We start from the raw sequence: 22,776 nt of genomic DNA, 5'->3' as shown, positions 1-22,776 counted from the left end.
GATCACCGACGCATGCCGACCGCCTTCCACCTGCTGGGGCTTCCGCCCGACGCCGACGAACGCGCGATCAAGCGCGCGTACGCGGCACGGCTGAAACACGCGCGCCCGGACGAAGACCCCGAAGGCTTCCAGCGGCTCAACGACGCCTACCGAGCGGCACTGGCACAGTGCGCCGCGCGGGAATCCGTGCGCGGACCGCTGGCACTCGATCCCTCGCCATCCGGTCTGCCGGCATTCGATCCCGGGGCACGCGTCCCCGTGCCGGAAGCCGCCGCAGACGCGCCGCCTCCCGTGCCGAACGCCGCGCCTGCCGACGCCCCGGTGATGCCGCCATCTCCCGTTCCGCCGCCGCTGCCGCCCGTGCGCTGGCGGACGCAGGGGCCCGCACCGGATGCGTTTCCGGCGAACGGTCCCGCCGCGGCGCCGATGTTCGACATGGATGCGTTCTTCCGCGAGTTGCATGCTCGCGCAGGGCGCGAGCCGGTGGCCGCCTTCCGCACATGGCTGCTCGGCCACGAGGCGCTGTACGCGATGGCGCTGAAGGACGCGATGGCGGTGCCGCTGGTGCATTTCCTCGCCGGCGTCCCGCCGATGCGCCGCGAACACCTCGACGAGGCGCTGCGCTTCTTCGGGCTGGACACCGTCAGCCCGCGCACGCAGCGGCTCGAAGCCGCGCTGCACCGGCTGCGCGAGAACGCCCTGCGCGACGGCCCCGACTGGGAGCGGATCATGTCGCGCCCCGCGGACGGCGCCCCGCGCCGCCCCGCCAGCGCACGCACCGGCAGCGGCGGCGGCATCCCGCTGTGGCCGATCCTGCTCGGGCTGTACCTGCTCAGCCGCATCGTCAGCGGGATCAGCCACTCATGAGCCTGCATGCCCTGCGCCAGCTCGGGCTCGGACCCGATGCCGACGAGCGCGCGATCAAGCGCGCCTACGCCGCGCGGCTGAAGACCACGCGTCCGGACGAGGATCCGGACGGCTTCCAGCGGCTCAACGAGGCCTACCAGGCCGCGCTGGCGTGGCGGCAGCGGCATCCGCCGGGCGGCGACGACGCCGGCACTGCCGGTCCCGCGCAGCCAGCGGAGCCGGATGACGACCGATTCAGCGACCCGCAGCCTTTCCTGCACGCCCGCGTCGGCGAAGCCCCTCCGGCGCCACCCGGCGAGGCCGAACCGGACGCGAGGTCGCCACCGCCAGCGCCGCCGACGGGCGACGACCGCCTCCGACGCCCGCCCCCCGGCATGCCACCGAGTCGTCCGGCGTTCCCCGAGCCATCCGCACCGCCGGCCCCGCGTGACGAGCCGCGGGAAGCGCAGGGACTGGCCGGGCAGCGCGTACGCCAGGACGACCTGGTGCGGTTCCACTACGCCTGCTTCGAACTGGCGGCGAACGCCAGCCCCGAGGGCTTCCGTGCCTGGCTGATCGCCCAACCGCTGCTGCTGTCGCTGCAGTACAAGGCCCGGATCGGACGTTCGCTGCTCGAAGCGTTCGCGCACGAGCGTCCGCCGGTGCGGCACGACAACTTCGCGGTGTTCTGCGCCTTCTTCGGCTTCGACGACATCGGCAGCGGCCACGACGCACTGGCGTTGCAGGGCCTCGCCGACGACATGGACCTGCTCTGGCGCGCAGCGGGGGGCGGCCGCCCGGGCACGCGGATCACCCTGCCCAGCGACGAACGCGGATGGCCGCGGTTCGGCACCGAGCGCGGGCACGCCCTGATCGCCGAGGCCCGGCGCCAGCAGCGCATGCACCAGGCGTCACTCGCCTGGGCGCGCTATCCCGAACTGCGCCGGCCATGGTCGTGGCCGAACATCCTGTTCCGCGCGCTGTTCCTGGAGCGCGAGCGGCGCATCGCCGAACTGCTGTCGTCCTTCGACGAAGACGCCTGGCCGCCGGGCACCAATCGCCTCGTCGCCCGCTTCTGGCTGGACGCGGCGTCGGGCGAACGCCCGATGACCACGGCGCGCCGCATCGTGCTCGCGGTGCGATGGCTGGTCTATGGCGGCGGCAGCGCGATGCTGGCCCTCGCCTGGTGGTGGCTGCCCGCCGGCAGCGAAGGCGCGACCTTCTTCGGGACGCTGCTGATGTTCGCGATGGCAGCACTGGCGATCACGGTGTTCGTGAGGGCGATGCGCTGGCAGGGACGCGCCGATCCGGCGCATCCGGTCCTGCGCGGCGTGCATCGCGCGGCCGTGCCGGCCCTGCTGCTTGCCGCCTTCGTGCTGGGCAATCTGCCGCCGTATTTCTGGTCGGTGCTGCCCGCCTCGGCGGCGCTGGCCCTCGCGCAGCATCGCTATCGCATGCGCAACGGCGGGCTGGGCTGGATGGCGATGTTCCGCCGGATCGCGCCCTGGCCATGGCTGCAGGTCGTGCTGGCCCTCACCCTGATGATCGGCGTGATCCCCTTCGGCCATTTCGTGACCACGTCGCCGTGGGGCATCCCGGTGCTCTCCTGGACCTGCGCCGCGTTCGCGCTGTGGCTGTGGGGCGCCGACCTGCGGGCGCAGCGGCAGGCGGCCGCGCGGGAATCGACACCATGACGCCGAACGCCCTCCGCTTCCTCGGACTCGGCCCGGATGCCGACGAACGCGCGATCAAGCGCGCCTACGCCGCGCGGCTGAGGGCGACGCGGCCGGACGAGGATCCGGAAGGCTTCCAGCGGCTCAACGAGGCCTACCAGGCCGCGTTGCAGTGGGCGAAGCAGCGACCGGCGCGTCCTGCGCCATCGCCGGTCGTCGGCCACGTCGTCGACATGACGGTCGCGCCGTCGATCGAAGCACCGGAACCGACACGGGAACCAGCGCCGGAAGCGGAGGAAGCACCGCCCGCCTTCGAGGGTGGCGCCACGTTCCGTTTCGAGGCACCGCCGCTGCAACCGTCGTTGCCGCCGCTGCCGCCCGCATCGCGCCTGCACGTCCGCCCGGCCGAAGACGACGGCGAGACCGACGAGGAGTCGCCGCCGCCCGCACCGTCGCGCCTGCGCATCCGCGAAGCACCGCCTGCGGCAGGGATGCCCGACACAGTGCCGCCGGGCGCGCCACCGCCCTCGCCGCGCCTGCGGGTCACGGATGCGCCGCCCGGGCCACCGCCGGCCGAGGACGCACCCCCGTGGCGTCGCCTGCGGGTATCGAGCGGCCCGGCGGACGTGCCGCCGGAAACGCACGCACCACCGCCACCCGAGGAAGAAGCGCCGCTCGATCCGGCGCGCTTCCATCGTGACTGCCTGGTGCTGGCCGCGAACGGGTCGCGGGCGACGTTCGAAGCCTGGCTGCGCGCACAGCCGGCACTGTGGTCGATCGTGCGCAAGGCAGCGCTGGGCCGCGGCCTGTTCGACCTGCTGCGCACGCAGTTGCCGCCGGTGCCCGAAGTGCAGTTCGAGGTGATCGTCGCGTTCTTCGCGATCGACGACGTGCACAGCGGTTACGACCCGCTGGTGGTGCAGCAACTGCGCGCCACGCTGCACGCGGCCTGGGTCGCGGCGCGCGAGCTGGCCGGCGACGGCGAGATCGAGATCCCGGTCAAGCGCGGCTGGCCGGTCTACGGCGCGGCGCGCACCGAGGCCGCCCTGGCCCGCATCGACCAGCGCCGGCGCGAGGCGGTGGTGGCGCGTCTGGCAGCCGCGTACCACCCGGAACTGCTGCGGCGCTGGTCGTGGTGGCGCTTGTTCCGCAACCTGCTGTCGCGGCAACGCGTGGCCGAAGTGGCGGAGGCGGTCGAGCAGCTCGGCGATGCGCCGGGCGACCGCTTCGATCCGCGCGCGCTGCGCTTCTGGCGGCAGGCGGCCGACGACACGCGCTGGTCGTGGCCGCACACGTTGCTGGCATTCTCGCGCTGCCTCGCGGCGGCGCTGGGCGTGGTCGCGCTGTTGCTGGTGATCAGCCTGCCGATCGTGATCGACGAAGGCGGCTGGGGCCTGTACTTCGGCATCGGCGGCGGCGTGCTGGCCACGACCTTCGGTGCGTGGCTGGGCTACGCCTCGATCCGCCATTTCGTGCGCTGGCAGACGGAAGACGATCCGCCCGCGGGCGCGATGCGCCTGCTGCATCGCGCCGCGGTGCCGCTGCTGGCGCTGCTGGGGGTCGGCATCAGCCTGACCGGGGCGGTGAATGCGCTTGCGATCGTGGTCGCGCTGTTCGCGGCGGTCGTGTCGATCCTGCGCCAGTCGCAGCGCAACGGTTCGTTCCTGCCGCACATCGACTGGGACGCGCACGCCGGCTGGGGCCTGCTGCGGATCGTGCTGTTGCTGCTGATGGTGGGCACGCTGTTCCACCTGGCGATCTCCGATGCCGGCGGCCCGTGGTTCTGTTCCGCGCTGGCCGCGGTCGCGCTGCTGTTCTGGGGCATCGACCGCGTCCGCCAGCGCCGACGCGCGCCACGCTGAACGACGCCGCCTATCGTTCTGCTGCGCCAGTCACAGCGGTACAGCTTCGCGGCGGCTATGGTGAGGCCCCCGCCGCGCGCCGTCGGCATCACCGGAACCACCCCCATGGCCATCTTCCAGTCCGGCTCGAGCAAGAAGGACGCCGAGACGCCCAGCTTCGCCGCGCGCGAAGCCGCGACCCCGCCCCCCGCCAACACCGATTTCGCGCCGGCCACCTTCCCGCGCGCCGGTGCGACCGCCGCGGCGCCGGCCCCGGCCACCAAGGAGTCGCTGATCGCCGCCGACCTGACCATCGAAGGCAAGATCGAAGGCTCCGGCCACGTGCGTATCGCCGGCCGCTTCAAGGGCGAGGTCAACGTGCAGGGCGACCTGTCGCTGGAACGCGGCGCCAAGCTCAACGGCGGCGTGCGCGCGAAGAAGGTCGTCGTCGCGGGCGAGCTGGAAGGCAACATCGAATCCGCCGCCCGCGTCGAGCTGCTGGAAACGGCGGTGCTGATCGGCGACATCAAGGCCGGCACGCTGACCGTCGCCGCCGGCGCGAAGATCCGCGGCCACGTCGACTGCGGCTGGGAAGCCACCGGCGGCGCGAAGCCGGACGCCAAGGCCGACGCCACCGAAGGCTGAGCGGCCCGGCCGTGAGCCAGCCCCACCGACCCGGCACCGCGGGCGCCACCCGCGAGTGCCCGCACTGCAAGACGACGATCCTCGAAAGTGCGGTCGTCTGTCCCGCGTGCAAGCACTACCTGCGCTACGACGGCGACGCCGGCCCGGCGGCGCCGGCGCAGGTGCCGCTGCACGTCGAAGGCACCATCCGCCACCCCGCCGACGGCGACGCCTGGGAGTACTCGGTCGTCGTGGTGATCCGCGACGCCCGCGGCCAGGAGGTCGCGCGCAAAGTCGTCGGCGTCGGCGCGATGCACGCCGGCGACGAACGCAGCTTCAGCCTCGCGGTGGAAGTGTTCGAGGCGAAGGGCGCAAAGGCGCGGAAGCACTGAGCGCGGCGCGCTTCGCTTGACACCCTGCAGTGCCGATGGCGCGATCCCGCTGGCATGATCCGCAGATGCGCAATCCGCTGGTCCGCCATCGCCGCATCACTGTCCCGCCGGGCTATGCCGAACGTGAATGCCGGCTCGTGTCGTACGCCATGCCGTTCTGCCGCCACTGTTTCGTGCTGTGCCACGAACCGGCGAACCCCGCCCATCCCGCCATCGACTACACGGTGATGGACTTCTTCATGGGCGAGGCGCACGCGCTGTCGCGCGGCATCACCGGCAATCCGCATTCGTTCGTGGTCATCCACAGCGGCGGGCTGGTACGCAAGCGGCCGAACCTGCACATGCACGTGTTCGTGATCCGGCGACGCGGACAGAAGGCGTGGCTGTACTTCCTGCTCGCCACCATCCATTCGGTGTCCGCGCTGCGGCGCGCGCTGCTGCGGCCGTTCCGGAAGATGCGGGGCACGACCGGCGACCACACCGAGTTGCGATGACCCTTTTCCGGGCCATGCCGCCACGACACGCGCGCCGAACCGCGCCGCACGCGCGACGAGGATGTTCGCTCAAGGGCCGGAAATTCCATCGTCACGCAGACAATCGTTCCGCGCCAACTCGGGCGGAACCGGGCGGATGGCGCCGGCCGGTTCACGCATGATCGTCACCGGTTCTTCCAGCCAGTCGCGCTCTCCATCCGAAACCAATTCGACGATGAAGATCGCGTCGCGCGTGACCCGGATCACGCGGCCATCGCGCATCCCCAGATACATGCCCGGCTTCACCGCAACCCGACGACCGTCGGGTGCAAGCACTACAGCGTGATGCCCGCGATGATCGATGTAGCGCAGCGCGTCGCGCTCGTAGCATTCCAAGGGCATCCTCAATCGTGTCGCCATTGTGTCACCAGTGGCAATGCACAGGACCGACATCAGGCACCACGCCAGACGAATCGACATCGGAGCTCCTCCAAGATCGATGCGTCATGTTGCCACGTGGCACGTGCCGCGCGGGGCAGCAGTGACAGATCGTCTGGGGAAACGATGGGCAGCGGAGCTGTGCTCCGCTCTACGGCAGCCGTCAGGCCTTGCCGTCATCGCAGGCGTCGCAACCGGCGCAACCGGCGGCGGCCTTCGGCGCGGGCGCGATCCGCTTGCCCAGCGCGCGCAGCCACGCGGGCCGGCCTTCGCGCACCAGCGGCAGCGCCAGCGCGATGCGCAGGCGGCGCGCGGCGCCCGGCGCCTGCTTGCGGAACACCACCCACGCGCTGACCAGCACGGCGATCGCGATGATCGCGTACTGCACGGCGAGCGAGGCGGTCATCGCATTCACCCCGCGCCGAGCGCGACGGCGATCTGGTACGTCAGCAGCGACATGACGTACGCCAAGCCGAACAGGTAGCCCGCGGCGATGGCCATCTGCTTCCACGAATGCGTCTCGCGCTTGATCGTCGCCAGCGTCGACACGCACATCGGCGCGTAGATGTACCAGACCAGCAGCGACAGCGCGGTCGCCAGCGACCAGTCCTGCGCGATCAGCGGCGACAGCGCCTGCGCGGCCGCGGTGTCGTCGCTGGCGGACAGCGCGTAGACGGTGGCGAGCGAGGACACCGCGACTTCGCGCGCGGCGAGGCCGGGGATCAGCGCGATGCAGATGCGCCAGTCGAAGCCCAGCGGCGCGAACACCACGGTCATCGCGTGGCCGATGCGGCCGGCGAAGCTGTAGTCGATCGCCGGGCCGAGCGCGCCCGCCGGCGCCGCCGGGAACGACAGCAGGCACCACAGCAGGATGGTCAGCGCGAGGATGATGCCGCCGACGCGCTTGAGGAAGATCGCCGCGCGCTCCCACAGGCCGATCGCGAGGTCGCGCAACTGCGGCACGCGGTACGACGGCAGTTCCAGCAGCAGCGCGTGCTCGCCACGGTCGCGCCGCCAGCGCTTCATCATCCAGGTGACCAGCAGCGCACTGCCGACGCCCGCCGCGTACAGACCGAACAGCACCAGCCCCTGCAGGTTGAGCACGCCGGCGACTTCGCGCCGCGGGATGAACGCGCCGATCAGCAGCGCATACACCGGCAGCCGCGCCGAGCAGGTCATCAGCGGCGCGACGAGGATGGTCGCCAGCCGGTCGCGCGGGTCCTGGATGCTGCGCGTTGCCATGATCCCCGGCACCGCGCAGGCGAAGCTGGACAGCAGCGGGATGAAGCTGCGCCCGGACAGGCCGGCCTTGAACATCATGCGGTCGAGCAGGAACGCCGCACGCGGCAGGTAGCCGGATTCCTCCAGCGCCAGGATGAAGGCGAACAGGATGAGGATCTGCGGCAGGAACACGATCACGCCGCCGAGGCCGGCGATCACGCCGTCGACGACGAGACTCTTCAGCGGCCCGGCCGGCATCGCCGCGCCGACCTGCGCGCCCAGCCAGGCGATGCCGGCGTCGATGCCGTCCATCAGCGGCGTCGCCCAGGCGTACACCGCCTGGAAGATCAGGAACATCACCGCCGCCAGCGCCAGCAGCCCGAACACCGGATGCAGCAGCCAGCGGTCCAGCGCGTCGTCGATGCGGGCGGTGCGGGTGGGCATGCGCACCGCGAGTTCCAGCAGGCGGCGCGTTTCGGCGTGCGGATCGGTGTCCGCGGCCAGGCGCTGCTCCGGCGGATGCGGGTGTTCGGCCATCGCGTCGAGCTGCGCGACCAGCGCGCGGCCGCCGTCGCGATGCACGGCGATGGTCTCGACCACCGGCACGCCCAGTTCGCGACGCAGCACGTCGAGGTCGACATCGATGCCGCGACGCCGCGCGGCGTCCATCATGTTCACCGCCAGCACCATCGGCCGGCCCAGCTCGCGCACTTCCAGCGCGAAACGCAGGTGCAGGCGCAGGTTGGTGGCGTCGACCACGCAGACCAGCACGTCCGGCGCCGGTTCGCCGGGATAGAAGCCGCGGCAGATGTCGCGGGTGACGGCTTCGTCGAGGCTGGCGGCGTTCAGGCTGTAGGCGCCCGGCAGGTCCAGCAGCACGAAGCTGCGGCCCGACGGCGACTGCATCCGCCCTTCCTTGCGCTCGACGGTGACGCCGGCGTAGTTCGCCACCTTCTGCCGGCTGCCGGTCAGCAAGTTGAACAGCGCGGTCTTGCCGCAATTGGGATTCCCGACCAGCGCCAGGCGCAGCGTCGACGCGGCGGCGTTCATGGCGTCGTGGCCTTGCGCAGCTGGACGCGCGCGGCCTCGGCGCGGCGCAGGGCGAAGCGGGTGAAGCCGATCTGCACCAGCAGCGGCTCGGCGCCGAACGGCCCGGCCGCGACCACCGACACCGGCTCGCCCGCGACGAAGCCCAGCTCGCGCAGGCGGCGCGCGATGGCGTCGTTCGGGCCCTGGTCCTGCACGGCGTCGATCACCGCGACGGTCCGGGGCTGCAGTTCGGTCAGCGTCACGCCCGCCCCCAAATAGGAATTGTTCTCATTCTATACCAGCGTCCCTGTCTGCAAACCGATCCGGGTCAAATTCCGGACATGTAGGACCCGCGGCGGCCACGCCTGCCGTCGCCGCGGCCTGCGCCGTGGATGACCGCCCCCGCCGGGTCAGCGGATATCATGCGGCGCATCGCCAAGGAGAGCCGCGACGCATGTCCGATTCGCTGCAACACCACCGCAATGGCCCGGTCGTCCGGCTCCGCCTGCACCGCCCGGACCTGCACAACGCCTTCGATGCCGACCTCATCGGCGCCCTGACCACGGCGCTGATCGCCCTCGGCGAGGACCGCACGGTCCGCGCCGTGGTGCTGGAAGCCGCCGGCGCCAGCTTCTCCGCCGGCGCCGACCTGAACTGGATGCGGTCGATGGCCACCGCCACCGAGGCCGAGAACCGCACCGATGCGCTGGCCCTCGCCCGGCTGATGCGGGTGCTCGACGAACTGCCCCACCCGACCCTCGCCCGCGTGCAGGGCGCCGCGTTCGGTGGCGGCGTGGGGCTGATCGCCTGCTGCGACATCGCCATCGGCGTACCCGAGGCGAAGTTCGGCCTGACCGAAAGCCGCCTCGGCCTGCTGCCGGCGGTCATCTCGCCCTACGTGATCGACGCCATCGGCGCGCGCCAGGCGCGGCGCTGGTTCGCCACCGCCGAGACCTTCGACGCCGCCGAGGCCCTGCGCATCGGCCTGCTGCACGCAGTCGTGCCCGCCGATGCGCTGGACGACGCCGTGAACCGCCAGCTCGACCTGCTGCTGCGCGCCGGCCCGCATGCCGCCAGCGAGGCCAAGGCGCTGGTGCGCCGGGTCGTCGCCAGCCACGACCGCGACAAGCTCGGCAAGGACAACGCTGACCTGATCGCGCGCCTGCGGGTCTCGCGCGAAGGCCAGGAAGGCATCGGTGCCTTCCTGGAGAAGCGCAAGCCGGCCTGGGCGCCCTGACCCCGCCGCGCCCTTCGACCGGAGCCTCGCCATGCTCGACCACCTCGGGTTCGCCGTCGCCGACTACCCGCGCAGCCGCGCCTTCTACGAACGCGCGCTCGCCCCGCTGGGCATCGGTGTGCGCATGGACGTGACGCGGGAGATGAGCGGCGGCTACGCAGGCTGCGGCTTCGGCCCGGAAGGCGGCCGCCCGCAGTTCTGGGTCGGCACGGGCAACGGCGGCAGCGGCCACGGCATGCACATCGCCTTCACCGCGAAGACCCGCGCCGAGGTCGACGCCTTCCACGCCGCGGCGCTCGCCGCCGGCGGCACCGACAACGGCGCGCCGGGCCTGCGCCCGCACTACCACCCGCACTACTACGGCGCGTTCGTGCTGGACCCGGACGGCCACAACATCGAAGCCGTGTGCCACGCCCCGGAGTGACCATGACCGCGCCCATCCTCAACATCGCCGACGTCGAGACCATCGACCTGGCCGAACGCTCCCGCCAGCGCGGCAGCGACCGCATGCCCACCGAGCGCTTCGGCGGCCGCATCGGACCGATCGGACCGAAGGTCGGCGCGCGCCGGCTGGGCTACAACCTCACCATCGTCGCACCAGGCAAGGCCGCGTTTCCGAAGCACTCGCACCACGTCAACGAGGAGATGTTCTTCATCCTCGACGGCACCGGCGAACTGCGCCTCGGCGACGCGGTGCATCCGGTGCGCGCCGGCGACGTCATCGCCTGCCCGCCCGGCGGCCCCGAGACCGCGCACCAGTTGTTCAACACCGGCAGCGTCGACCTGCGCTACCTCGCGGTCAGCACCATGGATTTCCCGGAAATCTGCGAATACCCGGACTCCGGCAAGTTCCTCGCCATGACCGGCATGCCGCCCGGCGCCTTCCGTACCATCGGCCGCACCACCGACGGCCTCGACTACTGGGACGGCGAGTGAGCCCGGCCGCGAACCTCGCCCCGGCTTTGAAAGCCCTCCCCTTCAAGGGGAGGGTTTGGGTGGGGATGGGTTGGACCACGCGACGAGGTTGCATCCTGCACACCGAACCTGCACGGGGATGGAGCATTCGCAGCGACATGGAAGGCCAGACCAACGACCGCATCCGCATTCCGAAGCTGCAGCGCACGCTGCGCAAGCGCATGACGGACGCCGAAAACGCACTGTGGCGCGTGCTGCGCGGCAGGCAACTCGAAGGCTGCAAGTTCCGCCGGCAGCATCCGTATGGCGACTACATCCTCGACTTCGTCTGCCTCGAGTCCCGGCTCGTGATCGAAGTCGATGGCGGCCAGCATGCCAATTCAGCAGGCGATGCCGCGCGCGATGCGTTCCTGCGCGACGCCGGCTTCACCGTCCTGCGATTCTGGAACCACGATGTCCTCACGGAAGTGACCGCCGTCGGCGACGACATCGCACGAACGATCACGCGCCTGAAGCAAACCCATCCCCACCCCAGCCCTCCCCTTGAAGGGGAGGGAGACGACACCGGCGCCCTCCATCCATGCGTTCGCATCGACAACGCCCAAAGCAAGAGCGGGACCTGATGTTCTCCAAGATCCTCATCGCCAACCGCGGCGAAATCGCCTGCCGCGTGATCCGCACCTGTCGCCGGCTCGGCATCCGCACGGTAGCGGTGTATTCCGATGCCGACGCCGACGCGCAGCACGTGCGCCAAGCCGACGAGGCCGTGCACATCGGCGGCGCGCGTCCGCAGGAGAGCTATCTGCGCGGCGACGTCATCCTCGACGCGGCGCTGCGCACCGGCGCGCAGGCGATCCATCCCGGCTACGGCTTCCTCAGCGAGAACGCGGATTTCGCCGACGCGGTGGAAGCCGCGGGCGTGGTCTTCATCGGCCCGAAGGCGGGCTCGATGCGCAAGATGGGCAGCAAGGCCGGCGCGAAGCAGCTGATGCAGGCCGCCGGCGTGCCGGTGGTGCCGGGCTACACCGGCGAGGACCAGTCGCCCGACCTGCTGCAGCGCGAGGCCGACGCGATCGGCTATCCGCTGATGATCAAGGCCGCGCACGGCGGCGGCGGCAAGGGCATGCGCATCGTGCGCGCCAGCGTCGAGTTCCTGCCCAACCTCGAAAGCTGCCAGCGCGAGGCGCGCAACGCCTTCGGCCGCGACCGCGTGCTGCTGGAGCGCTACGTCGAGAAGCCGCGGCACATCGAGATCCAGATCTTCGGCGATGCGCACGGCGAGGTGATCCACCTCAACGAGCGCGAATGCTCGGCGCAGCGCCGCTACCAAAAGGTGCTGGAGGAATCGCCCTCGCCCTTCCTCACGCCGGAACTGCGTGCGGCGATGGGCGCGGCCGCCGTGCAGGCCGGCCGCGCGATCGATTACCAGAACGCAGGCACGGTGGAGTTCATCGTCGGGCAAGACGGTGGCTTCTACTTCATGGAGATCAACACCCGCCTGCAGGTCGAACATCCCGTCACCGAGTACGTCACCGGGCTCGATCTCGTCGAATGGCAGCTGCGCGTCGCCGCCGGCGAACCGCTGCCGCTCGCGCAGGGCGCCATCGCCCGCCACGGCCATGCGATCGAAGTGCGGCTGTACGCCGAAGACCCCGAAGCCGGCTTCCTGCCGGGCTCCGGCAAGCTGACGCGGCTGCGCCTGCCCGCGCCGTCGGCACACGTGCGGCTGGACGGCGGCGTGATCGAAGGCGACACGGTCACGATCTTCTACGACCCGATGATCGCCAAGCTGATCGTGTGGGACGAGGACCGCCCGCGCGCCCTCGCCCGCCTGCGCGAGGCGCTGGCGCAGTGCGCGATCGACGGACCGAAGTCGAACGTCGCCTTCCTCGAACGGCTGATCCGCCATCCCGCGGTGGTCGACGCGACCATCGACACCGGCACGCTCGATCGCGCGCTGGACGATTTCATGCCGACGCCCGCGCCGCCGGCGCAGGCGCGCCGTGCGCGCGCCGCCGCCGCGACCGCACTGCTGCTGCGCGAGGAAGCGTCGACCCGCGCGCAGGCCGCCGGAAGCGGCGATCCCACCTCGCCGTGGGCGCTGGCCGACGGCTGGCGCCTGGGCCATGCCGGGCAGCGCCGGCTGGTGCTGGACGACGGCGTGCAGGCGCACACGCTGACCGTGCGCGGCAGCGCCGGCGACTACGCGATCGACGACGCCGAGGGCCGCATCGAGGTGCGCGGCGCGCGGATCGAGGCCGACGGCGCGCTCTCCGCACGTTTCGACGGAGAAGGCCTCCGGCTGCGGCTGGACGCCGACGCCGGTTCCGTCGCATCCTCCCGGATGGACGTGCACGACGGGGAACGCCGCTGGCGCTTCGTGCGGGTGCCGGCGTACCGCCCGGCCGATGCCGAGGCCACGGGGGCCGGCGATCGCGCCGTGGCGCCGATGCCCGGGCGCATCGTCCTGATCAAGACGCAGGTGGGGGACCGTGTCGTGGAAGGCCAGGAACTGCTGGTGATGGAAGCGATGAAGATGGAACTGACGCTGCGCGCGCCGCGCGATGGCGACATCGCCGAGATCCGCGTCGCTGCCGGCGATTTCGTCGAGGCCGACGCGGCGCTGGTGGTGCTGGCGTCATGAACCTGCGCGTCGCGTTCCTCGTCCCGGGCATGCTGGCGCTCGCTGCCTGCGTCACCTTCGAGCGCTCGCCGGTGGCGACGCTGGATTGCGATCCGGCGCTGGCCGGCGCCTGGCGCCCGGTCGCGGACGGCGCGCCCGACCGCCCCGTCGAGATCGCGGCGGATTGCACGATGCGCTGGCCCGAAGACGACGGCGGAACCTTCGTCACGACGCTCGCGGGTTTCGCGCTGGACGGCGAGCATTACCTCGTGTTCTCGCCGGCGGCCGCGGACCGGCTGATCAACGAACACGGCCAGCTCGAACACAAGGCACCGAAGCACGATGTGCTGCTGGTGCGCTATCGCATCGAAGGCGACCGCGCGACGGTCTGGCTGGCGGATGCCCGCGAGGCGGCACGGCCGGCCGACGCGGGGATGGCGCAGGGCCGCACGACCGGCGACGACCTGGTGCGTGTCCGCGGCCACCGCGCCGCGATCCGGCGACTGCTGCAGGCGCGCGGCACCCGCATTTTCGCCGGGAAGGACGACGGCATGGGCACGATGCAGCTCGTCCGCACCGAGGGAACCACGCCATGACCGACGCAGTCCGCATCGTCGAGGTCGGCCCGCGCGACGGGCTGCAGAACGAGAAGACCCTGATTCCGGCGTCGGCCAAGATCGAACTGATCGACCGCCTCTCCGCCACCGGCCTGTCCAGCATCGAGGCGACCAGCTTCGTCAGCCCGAAATGGGTGCCGCAACTGGCCGACGCCGCGGAGGTCTACGTCGGCATCGCCAAGCGCCCGGGCGTGCGCTATCCGGTGCTGGTGCCCAACGAACAGGGCTACGAACGCGCCCGCGCCGTGGGCGTGGACGAGATCGCGGTGTTCACCGCGGCGTCGGAAGCCTTCAACCAGCGCAACATCAACGCGAGCATCGCCGAGTCGCTGGCGCGCTTCGCACCGGTGATCGAGCGGGCCCGCGCCGATGGCGTCGCCGTGCGCGGCTACGTCTCCACCGTGCTCGGTTGCCCGTACCAGGGCGAGGTGCCGCTGGCCGACGTGGTCCGCGTCGCACGTGAACTGCACGCGATGGGCTGCTACGAGATTTCCCTCGGCGACACGATCGGCATTGGCACGCCGGGCAAGGCCGCGGCGATGCTGCGCGCGGTGGCCGGCGAAGTGCCGATGGCCGCGCTCGCCGTGCACTTCCACGACACCTACGGCCAGGCGCTGGCGAACCTGCATGCCTGCCTCGAAACCGGCGTGCGCGTGGTCGACGCCGCGGTGTCCGGCACCGGCGGCTGCCCGTATGCGAAGGGCGCCAGCGGCAACGTCGCCACCGAGGACGTGGTCTACCTGCTGCACGGCATGGGCTTCGCCACCGGCGTCGACCTGCCCGCCCTCGCCGACACCGGACGCTGGCTGTCGCGGCTGCTGGGGCGCGACAGCGGCAGCAAGGTCGGCCGGGCGCTGCAGGCGTCGACGCAGGACCCGGCTCCGTGAACGACGCCCGGCCCACGTCCGCGCCGCCCCCCGTCTCCGCCGACCAGGCGGACACGCTGGCCGCGCTGGACCGCGCCCGCCGGGACGAGACACTCGACGCCGACACCCGCGCGCTGATCGAGCGCGCGCACGCCGCGCTGCGCAGCGCGATCGACGAAACCGAATCCGAACGCCTGCGCTACACCGCGCTGTTCGACGCCGTGCCCGACCCGGTCAGCATCCTCGACTGGAACGGCACCGTGCTCGACCTCAACAAGGCCGGCATGGCGGCGTACCGCCGCAAGCGCGAGGAGATCGTCGGCCAGCCGATCGAAGTGCTCAACCCGGACCTGCCGAAGGGTCACCTGGAGCCGGTGTGGGCCGCACTGCGCCGCGGCGAGACCTACGTGGTCGAGGTCGCGAACATGCGCGGCGACGGCAGCCGCTTCCCGGTCGAAGTGCACACCGCCGGTTTCGAGTACAAGGGCGAGACGCACATGGTCGCGGTCGCCCGCGACCTCAGCGCGCGCTGGCAGGCGGAAGGCCGCTACCGGCTGCTGCTGGAATCGATCGACGTCGGCGTGATCCTGTTCGATCGCGAGATGCACGTGATCTCGGCCAACCCGGCCGCGCACCGCGCGATCGGCGCCGACGTGGGCCAGAGCCTGCAGACGCTGCTGCTGCCCGAGCACTGGAAGGTGGTCGACGCCCGCGGCCAGCCGCTGGGCTTCCACGACTGGCCCACCACCCGCGCGCTGGAACAGGCGCAGGTCATCAGCAACAGCGTGGTCGGCCTGTTCAACGTGACCCACCAGCGCATGTCGTGGATCTCGGTGACCACCGTGCCGGTGTTCGAGGCCGACAGCACCACGCCGCAGTACGTGTTCGCGGTGTTCAGCGACGTCACCACGCTCAAGCGCGACAACGTGCTGTTCGACCGCGCGCAAGGCCTGGCCCACATCGGCGGCTGGGAGTGGGATCGCGGCCGCCAGCGGCTGTACCTCACCCAGGAAGCACAGCGCATCCTCGGGCGCAGCCCGGTGCCGCAGACCATCGGCGACATGATCGCCGGCATGGTGCCCGCCGACCGCGGGCGCCTGCGCATCGCGGTCGACCGCCTGATCGAAAACGGCGGCAGCTTCGATCTCGAACTGCAATGCCTGCGCAGCGACCACCGCGGCGGCTGGGTGCGCGTGATCGGCGAAGCCGACAGCGGCGACCCGGGCACCTCGCGCATCGTCGGCACCCTGCAGGACATCACCGAACGCAAGCACGCCGAGGAAACCCTGCGCGTGCAGGCGCGCACCGACCCGCTCACCGGCCTGCTCAACCGCGACGCGATCCTGGGCGAACTCGACCTGCGCATGCAGGACCCGGCGCTCGCCGAGGTCGCGGTGCTGTACGTCGACCTCGACCGTTTCAAGGTCATCAACGACGTGCTGGGCCACGCCGCCGGGGACGAGTTGCTGGCCTCGGCCGCGCTGCGCATCTCGCGCGCGGTCGCCGGCGAAGGCCTGGTCGCGCGTTTCGGCGGCGACGAATTCCTCGTGGTCTGCGGCCTGTCCGACGACGCCAAACGCCCCGAACGCATCGCCGAGGCGATCCTGCGCGAACTGTCGGACACCTTCCGCTTCGACAACGAGGAGTTCGCGATCACCGCGAGCATCGGCATCGCCCGCGCGCCCGCCGACGGCGAGCGCCCGCAGGCGCTGATCCAGAACGCCGACGCCGCGATGTACGACAGCAAGCGCCGCTCGCACAACGCGTGGCAGGCGTTCACGCCCGCGCTGGCGCAGAGCCAGGCCGACCGGCTGTGGATGGAGACGCACCTGCGCCGCGCCGCGGACAACGGCGAATTCCGCCTCGCCTACCAGCCGCAGGTCGACCTGCTCAGCGGGCGCATCGTCGCCGCCGAGGCGCTGATCCGCTGGCAGAACCACCTGCTCGGCGAGTTGCGCCCCGACCGTTTCATCAGCCACGCCGAGACCACCGGCGACATCGTGCGCATCGGCCACTGGGTGCTGCGCGAAGCCTGCCGCCAGGTCGCCGCGTGGCGCGACGCCGGCCTCGGCATCGTGCGCGTGGCGGTCAACGTGTCGTACCGCCAGTTCGTCGGCGAGGATCTCGCCGAGACCGTGCGCAAGCTGCTCGACGAATTCGACCTGCCCGGCGCCGCGATCGAGCTGGAGTTCACCGAGCGCGTGCTGATCGAGGACGCACCCGACACGCTGCGCACCTTCGCCGACCTGCGCGAGATGGGCGTGATGCTGACCATCGACGACTTCGGCGAAGGCTACAGCGCGCTGAACTACCTGCGCCGGCTGCCGATCCACGGGCTCAAGCTCAGCCAGCTGTTCGTCGGCGGCGTGCCGACCAACCCGTCGGACGTCGCCGTCTGCCAGGCGGTGGTCGGCATCGCCCGCAGTCTCAACCTCGGCCTCGTCGCCGAGGGCGTGGAATCCGAGGCCCAGCGCCAGTTCCTGCTGCGACTCGGCGTGCCGATCGCGCAGGGCTTCCTGTTCGCCCCCGGCCTGATGCCCGAGGAATTCGCGCGTCGGCTGGCGCAGACGGGGATGCTGCGGCCGGAGCCGCATTGATGCGTATCACCCTGACGCCGGTGATCCGGCACCAGTTGCGTTTCGCGATCGCGGTGGTCGCTTGGTGCGTGTGGTACGCGGTCGCAATGCTGAGCGACATCCCGTCGCTGTGGTCCGTGCCCTTCCTGCTCTCGATCTGGATCCACCCCGCACCTCCCATGCCCAAGGCCGAGTGGTCGCTGCCTCGGATTCTGCCCGCCCTCGTGCTTCTCGTGGCGCTGATCGGAATCGCCTACGCCCTGCACCGCGCCGCCGGCTCGCCGATCGCGACATGGAGCAGGCGCTTGGTCCTCACTACGACCTGGGTGATGGGCCTGTATGCGTTCGCACGGGATGCCGCCGCGACCTTCCCCACATCCGCTTCACCCACTCCTTCCGCCGAACCGCCCGCCCCATGACGACCCTGGTCATCCGCCCCATCGAAACCCGCGACGACGCGGCCATCGCCGCGATCATCCGCACGGTCATGCCCGAGTTCGGCGCCACCGGTTGCGGGTTCGCGATCAGCGATCCGGAAGTCGACTGGATGACGCGCGCCTACGCCGCGCCGCGTTCGGCCTATTTCGTGGTCGAGCGCGACGGGACGGTCGAAGGCGGCGGCGGCGTCGCGCCGCTCACCGGCGGCGACGCCGACACCTGCGAACTGCGCAAGATGTACTTCCTGCCGACGCTGCGCGGGCTCGGCGCGGGCGCGGCACTGATGGCGCGCTGCCTCGACGCTGCGCGCGATTTCGGCTTCCGCCGCTGCTACCTCGAAACGCTCACCGGCATGGACGCGGCGATGCGGTTGTACGAGCGCAGCGGCTTCCGCCGCATCGACGCGGCGCTCGGCGCCACCGGCCACGGCGGCTGCAATACCTTCTACGCGAAGGACCTCGCGGATCACTGACCCACGGAAGGACGACGACCACGATGCGCACCCAGGGCACGCTCGTGAAATGGAACGACGACCGCGGCTTCGGTTTCGCGCGCACGCGCGAGAGCGGTGTCGAGGTGTTCGTGCATATCTCGGAATTCCCGCGCAGCGGCCGCCGCCCGCAGATGGGCGACCCGCTGTCGTTCGAGATCCGCACCGGCAGCGACGGCCGCAAGCAGGGCCACGCGATCACCTGGGACGTGCCGGTGCCGCCGACGGATTTCATGCGCCCACCACCGCCCGCAACGCCGCGCGCGTCCTCGGCGCATGCGCAGGCGCAGCGGCCGGCGTACGCGCCTGCACGCACGAGCACGCGCCCGCATGCACAGGCCTACACGCGCGACCGCACGCGCACATCGCGGAAAAGCCGCAGCGCCATGCCGGCGATCCTCGTGCTGACGGTGTGCGCCGCACTCGGCTGGTACTTCGGACGCAGCGAGGTGCCGGCCGCTGCACCCGAAGCGATTTCGTCACCAGCGCAGGCGCCGTCGTCCGCGCCTTCGATCGTGAACCCGCAACCGGCCTTCCGCTGCGATGGCCGGAGCCGCTGCCAGGAAATGACCTCGTGCGAAGAGGCGCAATGGTTCCTGCACCATTGCGCGGGGACGCTCAGCGACGGCGACAACGACGGCATTCCCTGCGAAGACCAGTGGTGCGGCCACTGACGATGCTCACGGCAGCGTATCGCCGCTGAACGGCCCGGGCCACCATCGCGGTGACCCGGGCATCGATCGCGCGGTCAGATCGACCGGAACGGATACAACGGCAGATCCAGCCCGCGCCGTGCGCGCTGCGGGTCCAGCGCCGACCAGTCCACCGCCGCGCCGTTCGCCCAGTCGCGTGCGAGCTTCGCGAACGGCTCGGACGGAGCATCCCCCATCGCATCGGCTGCATTTCCCGACGGTGCGACGCTGCCGCGCGTCCACGCCGCGGTCGCGTCGCCGTCGAGGAACGCGGCGAGCGCGGCCTGCAACGCGGCAGCGTCGGCGCCCCACACCGCCAGACGTTCCGGCAGTGCGCTGCGGCCGATGCGCGAGACGCGGCAGGCGTCGGCGACGTCTGCTTCGGCAAGCACGCCCAGCGCGTCGCGCCACTGCGATGCCGAAGCGCGCAGCGCCGCGTCGTCGCGCGCGGACAGCACCAGCAGGTGCGGCCCCTCGCCGCGCGCGCCTGCCTCGACCGTCGGCGCCTCGTGCAGCACCACGTGCGCATTGGAACCCCCGAAGCCGAACGAACTGACGCCGGCGATCCGGCCCGGCGCGCCCTCGCCCGACCACGGCGCACGCTCCGTCGCCACGACGAGGGGCAAGCCGGTCTTGCGCAGTCGCGGATTGAGCGTCTGCAGATGCAGGTGCGGCACGAGTTCGCCGTGGCGCACCATCAGCGCGGTCTTGATCAGGCCGGCGATGCCCGCCGCGGCTTCGAGATGGCCGATGTTGGTCTTCACCGAGCCCACCGCGCACGGCGCGCTGCGCGATTCGCTGCCCAGCGCTTCGGCGAGGCCCTGGATCTCGATCGGATCGCCCAGCGCGGTGCCGGTGCCGTGCGCTTCGATGTAGCCGACCTGTGTCGGCGCGATGCCCGCCTGCGCCAGCGCGCGACGCACGACCGCGATCTGCGCGACGCGACTCGGCGCAGTCAGGCCGTTACTGCGCCCGCTCTGGCTCACCGCCGAACCGGCGATGACCGCCTGCACCGGATCGCCGTCCTGCTGCGCATCGGACAACCGCTTCAACACGACCAGTCCGCAACCTTCGCCGCGCACGTAACCGTCTGCGCGCGCGTCGAAAGTCTTGCAGCGGCCGTCGGCGGCCATCATCCCGGCCTGCGAGAAGATCACGCTCATGTCCGCGTCGAGCATGACGTTCACGCCGCCGGCGATCGCGAGATCGACCTCGCCCGTGCGCAGCGCCTGGCAGGCGAGGTGCACCGACACCAGCGACGCCGAGCACGCGGTGTCCACCGCCATGCTGGGGCCGAGCAGGTCGAGCTGATACGAGATGCGGTTGGCGGCGATGCTGCCGGCGTTGCCGGTACCGCTGAGCGCGGTCAGCGCGTCGAGCCTGCCGTGCAGTCGACGACCGAAGTCGTTGCTGCCGATGCCGACGTACACGCCGGTGGCGCTGCCGGCCAGCGTGTCGGGCGGGATCGCCGCGTCTTCCAGCGCATGCCACGCGGTCTGCAACAGCATCCGCTGCTGCGGATCCATCTCGCGCGCTTCGGCTTCGGGGATGCCGAAGAACGCCGCATCGAAGCGCTCGACGTCATCGACGAACCCGCCCCAGCGCGTGCACGACTTGCCGCGCATGCCGGGCGTCGCATTGAAGAGTGCGTCGGCGTCCCAACGCGAGGCCGGCACTTCGGTGATCGCGTCGACGCCGTCGCGCAGCAATCGCCAGAACGCGACCTTGTCGTCAGCGCCCGGGAAGCGGCAGGCCATGCCGACGATCGCGATGCGGTCGCCCGTCGCCACTGCGCGCGCTTCGGGTTGCGCCACGACAGTGCCGGGTTCCAGGTGCTGCGTCAGCAGGCGGATGTTCGGATAATCCCACAGCAGCGTCGGCGGCTGCGGCCGACCGAGCCAGGTTTCCAGCGCGGCACACAGTTCCACCGCTTCGACCGAACCGAGGCCGAATTCGACGAACGGACGATCCAGATCCACGGCCGACGGCGCGATGCGCAACCGCGTGGCGATGCGCTGCACCAGCCAGTCGCCGACCGAGCCAGCGGGCGGCGCGGCAGCTGCGGGCGGCGTCGGCACCAGGCCGGGTGCGTCGTCGAACGCACCGGCAAGGTACATCGCACGCGCATCGCGACGACGCAGCTTGCCGCTGGACGTGACCGGCAACGAACCGGTCTTGAGCAGTCGCACCGTGTACGGCACCGCCTCGAACACCGCGGCGACGCGGCCGGCGATGCGCTGCGACATCTCGGCGGCGTCGACCTTGCGGCGGAAATCGAGTTCCTGCAAAACGACGAGCCGCTCCTGGCCCTCGTGCTCGATGCTGAAGGCGACGCCGAAACCCGGGCGCAGTTCGTCGCCGCAGGTCTGCACCACACCTTCGATGTCGGTGGGATAGAGATTGCGGCCGGCGAGGATCACCAGATCCTTGATGCGGCCGGTGACGTAGAGGCGACCATCGAGCACCGCGCCGAGATCGCCGGTGCGCATCCACGGTCCGCGGCCATCGGCCATGTGCGCGCCGAACGCGGCGGCGCTTTCCTCCGCGCGCTGCCAGTAGCCGCAGGCGACGCCGCCGTTGTCCACCCAGATCTCGCCGATCGCGCCTTCGGCGCAGGGTTGCAGCGTCGCGGTGTCGACCACCGCCACGCTGTCGTCCATCGGGCCGCAGGCGACGAGCGTGCGTGCGTTCTCCGCCGTGGAAGCGACGAGGCGGCCCTGCTCCTGCGCCGCGGGATCGACCGCGTACGTCACCACGCCCGGCACGCCGGTGACGAGCAGCGTGGCTTCGGCCAGGCCGTAGCACGGCAGGAAGTGTTCGCGCCGGAACCCGACGCCGCCGAACGCCGTGGCGAAGCGATCGAGCGTACCGACGCGCACCGGCTCGGCGCCGTTGTAGGCAACGCGCCAGCTCGACAGATCGAGGCCCGCACATTGCTCCGGCGAGATGCGGCGCGCGCACAGGTCGAACGCGAAGTCCGGGCCGCCCGAATGCGTGGCGCGCTCGCGCGAGATCATCTCGAACCAGCGCAGCGGCCGTTGCAGGAACGCCGCCGGCGACATCAGGTGGCAGCTGATGCCGACGTAGAGCGGCTGCAGGATGCCGCCGATCAGGCCCATGTCGTGGTACGGCGGCAGCCAGGACGCGCAGGTCGACGCATCGTCCAGTTCGAAGAACCGGCGGATGCGCTCCGAGTTGTCCAGCAGATTGGCGTGCGACACCATCACGCCCTTGGGCACGCCGGTGGAACCGGAGGTGTACTGCAGGAACGCCAACGTCTCGCCGTCCGAGCCCGACGGCCGCCACAGCGCATGGTCGTCGGCGGGCACGCTGTCCACCGACACCCAGTGCAGCGGCGGCATGTCGTCGAGCTCGGCGGTCAGCGCGCGCAGGCGTCCTTCCTCGGACGCCACGGTCAGCACGACCACGGCCTGCGAATCCTGCACGATCGCCTTCACCCGCGGCAGGTTGCGCGCATTGCGCGGCGGGTACGCCGGCACCGCGGTCATGCCCGCGTACAGGCAGGCCATGAACGCGACGATGTAGTCGATCCCGGGCGGCAACAGCAGCAGCGCGCGCTCGCCGAGGCCGGCCAGCGATTGCAGCCGTGCACCGACGGCGCGGGCGCGACGATCCAGTTCGGCGTAGGAGATCGGCGTGCGGATCTCCTCCTCGCCGTCCTGCAGGAAGGTGTAGGCGATACGCTCCGGCTGCACCTGCGCGTGGTGGCGCAGGATCTCGTCGAAGGTGTTCGGCGGCGTGGTCATGCGCGTGGACATGCAGTC

The 22,776-nt window shown here is 71.3% G+C and carries 22 protein-coding genes; 17 read left to right on the top strand and 5 right to left on the bottom strand.

Annotation, left to right across the window (positions count from 1 at the left end):
• Window positions 1-12 precede the first annotated feature (12 nt).
• From ACT53R_RS10865 to ACT53R_RS10840, 6 genes are all read left to right on the top strand, one after another.
• Window positions 13-867: a J domain-containing protein gene (locus ACT53R_RS10865; RefSeq protein ID WP_476171892.1), complete on the top strand. Its 855-nt coding sequence runs from the start codon at window positions 13-15 to the stop codon at window positions 865-867.
• Window positions 864-2,540 carry a J domain-containing protein gene (locus ACT53R_RS10860; protein WP_476171891.1) on the top strand — a complete coding sequence of 559 codons (1,677 nt, stop codon included), beginning with the start codon at window positions 864-866 and terminating at the stop codon, window positions 2,538-2,540. Before ACT53R_RS10865 ends, ACT53R_RS10860 begins: the two co-directional genes overlap by 4 nt.
• The gene (locus ACT53R_RS10855; RefSeq protein ID WP_476171890.1) at window positions 2,537-4,381 is read left to right on the top strand and encodes a hypothetical protein; all 1,845 of its coding nucleotides are present in this window, start codon (window positions 2,537-2,539) and stop codon (window positions 4,379-4,381) included. Before ACT53R_RS10860 ends, ACT53R_RS10855 begins: the two co-directional genes overlap by 4 nt.
• Window positions 4,382-4,486: 105 nt before the next feature.
• Window positions 4,487-5,005 (top strand): bactofilin family protein, encoded by a 519-nt coding sequence (locus ACT53R_RS10850; protein WP_476171889.1) that lies wholly within the window; start codon window positions 4,487-4,489, stop codon window positions 5,003-5,005.
• Window positions 5,006-5,016: 11 nt separating this feature from the next.
• Complete coding sequence (locus tag ACT53R_RS10845; protein WP_476171888.1) at window positions 5,017-5,376, top strand: hypothetical protein; 360 nt, start codon at window positions 5,017-5,019, stop codon at window positions 5,374-5,376.
• Between the two features lie 65 nt (window positions 5,377-5,441).
• Window positions 5,442-5,870 carry a hypothetical protein gene (locus tag ACT53R_RS10840; RefSeq protein WP_476171887.1) on the top strand — a complete coding sequence of 143 codons (429 nt, stop codon included), beginning with the start codon at window positions 5,442-5,444 and terminating at the stop codon, window positions 5,868-5,870.
• 69 nt (window positions 5,871-5,939) lie between these two features.
• On the opposite strand, the gene ACT53R_RS10835 is transcribed toward ACT53R_RS10840, so the two are convergent.
• From ACT53R_RS10835 to ACT53R_RS10820, 4 genes are all read right to left on the bottom strand, one after another.
• The gene (locus ACT53R_RS10835; RefSeq protein ID WP_476171886.1) at window positions 5,940-6,329 is read right to left on the bottom strand and encodes a pilus assembly protein PilP; all 390 of its coding nucleotides are present in this window, start codon (window positions 6,327-6,329) and stop codon (window positions 5,940-5,942) included.
• 121 nt (window positions 6,330-6,450) lie between these two features.
• Window positions 6,451-6,693, bottom strand: a complete 243-nt coding sequence (locus tag ACT53R_RS10830) for a DUF6587 family protein (protein WP_476171885.1) — start codon at window positions 6,691-6,693, stop codon at window positions 6,451-6,453.
• Window positions 6,694-6,698: 5 nt separating this feature from the next.
• Window positions 6,699-8,558 carry a ferrous iron transporter B gene (gene feoB / locus ACT53R_RS10825; protein WP_476171884.1) on the bottom strand — a complete coding sequence of 620 codons (1,860 nt, stop codon included), beginning with the start codon at window positions 8,556-8,558 and terminating at the stop codon, window positions 6,699-6,701.
• Window positions 8,555-8,800, bottom strand: a complete 246-nt coding sequence (locus ACT53R_RS10820) for a FeoA family protein (RefSeq protein WP_476171883.1) — start codon at window positions 8,798-8,800, stop codon at window positions 8,555-8,557. Before ACT53R_RS10820 ends, feoB begins: the two co-directional genes overlap by 4 nt.
• A 191-nt stretch (window positions 8,801-8,991) precedes the next feature.
• On the opposite strand from ACT53R_RS10820, the gene ACT53R_RS10815 reads away from it, so the two are divergent.
• The 11 genes from ACT53R_RS10815 (at window position 8,992) to ACT53R_RS10765 (ending at window position 18,973) form a co-directional block, all read left to right on the top strand.
• The gene (locus ACT53R_RS10815) at window positions 8,992-9,774 is read left to right on the top strand and encodes an enoyl-CoA hydratase-related protein (RefSeq protein WP_476171882.1); all 783 of its coding nucleotides are present in this window, start codon (window positions 8,992-8,994) and stop codon (window positions 9,772-9,774) included.
• Between the two features lie 31 nt (window positions 9,775-9,805).
• Window positions 9,806-10,198, top strand: a complete 393-nt coding sequence (locus ACT53R_RS10810; RefSeq protein WP_476171881.1) for a VOC family protein — start codon at window positions 9,806-9,808, stop codon at window positions 10,196-10,198.
• Between the two features lie 2 nt (window positions 10,199-10,200).
• Entirely contained in the window at window positions 10,201-10,710 is a 510-nt protein-coding gene (locus tag ACT53R_RS10805; RefSeq protein ID WP_476171880.1) for a cupin domain-containing protein, read from the top strand.
• A gap of 137 nt (window positions 10,711-10,847) precedes the next feature.
• Entirely contained in the window at window positions 10,848-11,312 is a 465-nt protein-coding gene (locus ACT53R_RS10800) for an endonuclease domain-containing protein (protein ID WP_476171879.1), read from the top strand.
• A complete protein-coding gene (locus ACT53R_RS10795) occupies window positions 11,312-13,333 on the top strand; it encodes an acetyl/propionyl/methylcrotonyl-CoA carboxylase subunit alpha (protein WP_476171878.1) in 2,022 nt (673 codons plus the stop codon). The genes ACT53R_RS10800 and ACT53R_RS10795 overlap by 1 nt, the downstream gene beginning before the upstream one ends.
• Window positions 13,330-13,908, top strand: coding sequence for a hypothetical protein (locus ACT53R_RS10790; protein WP_476171877.1), 579 nt, complete (start codon window positions 13,330-13,332; stop codon window positions 13,906-13,908). Before ACT53R_RS10795 ends, ACT53R_RS10790 begins: the two co-directional genes overlap by 4 nt.
• A complete protein-coding gene (locus ACT53R_RS10785; protein ID WP_476171876.1) occupies window positions 13,905-14,816 on the top strand; it encodes a hydroxymethylglutaryl-CoA lyase in 912 nt (303 codons plus the stop codon). Before ACT53R_RS10790 ends, ACT53R_RS10785 begins: the two co-directional genes overlap by 4 nt.
• Window positions 14,813-17,392: a sensor domain-containing protein gene (locus tag ACT53R_RS10780; protein ID WP_476171875.1), complete on the top strand. Its 2,580-nt coding sequence runs from the start codon at window positions 14,813-14,815 to the stop codon at window positions 17,390-17,392. Before ACT53R_RS10785 ends, ACT53R_RS10780 begins: the two co-directional genes overlap by 4 nt.
• Window positions 17,392-17,790: a hypothetical protein gene (locus ACT53R_RS10775; protein WP_476171874.1), complete on the top strand. Its 399-nt coding sequence runs from the start codon at window positions 17,392-17,394 to the stop codon at window positions 17,788-17,790. The genes ACT53R_RS10780 and ACT53R_RS10775 overlap by 1 nt, the downstream gene beginning before the upstream one ends.
• Window positions 17,787-18,281, top strand: coding sequence for a GNAT family N-acetyltransferase (locus ACT53R_RS10770; RefSeq protein WP_476171873.1), 495 nt, complete (start codon window positions 17,787-17,789; stop codon window positions 18,279-18,281). The genes ACT53R_RS10775 and ACT53R_RS10770 overlap by 4 nt, the downstream gene beginning before the upstream one ends.
• Before the next feature lie 23 nt (window positions 18,282-18,304).
• On the top strand, window positions 18,305-18,973 hold the full coding sequence (locus tag ACT53R_RS10765; RefSeq protein WP_476171872.1) for a cold shock domain-containing protein: 669 nt from the start codon (window positions 18,305-18,307) through the stop codon (window positions 18,971-18,973).
• A 74-nt stretch (window positions 18,974-19,047) separates the two neighbouring features.
• Here ACT53R_RS10765 and ACT53R_RS10760 read toward each other — a convergent pair whose 3' ends face one another.
• On the bottom strand, window positions 19,048-22,770 hold the full coding sequence (locus ACT53R_RS10760) for a beta-ketoacyl synthase N-terminal-like domain-containing protein (RefSeq protein WP_476171871.1): 3,723 nt from the start codon (window positions 22,768-22,770) through the stop codon (window positions 19,048-19,050).
• Window positions 22,771-22,776 lie beyond the last annotated feature (6 nt).

Source organism: Lysobacter sp. DMC104, from assembly GCF_056313665.1.
This window is presented reverse-complemented; position numbering and strand designations above follow the sequence as displayed.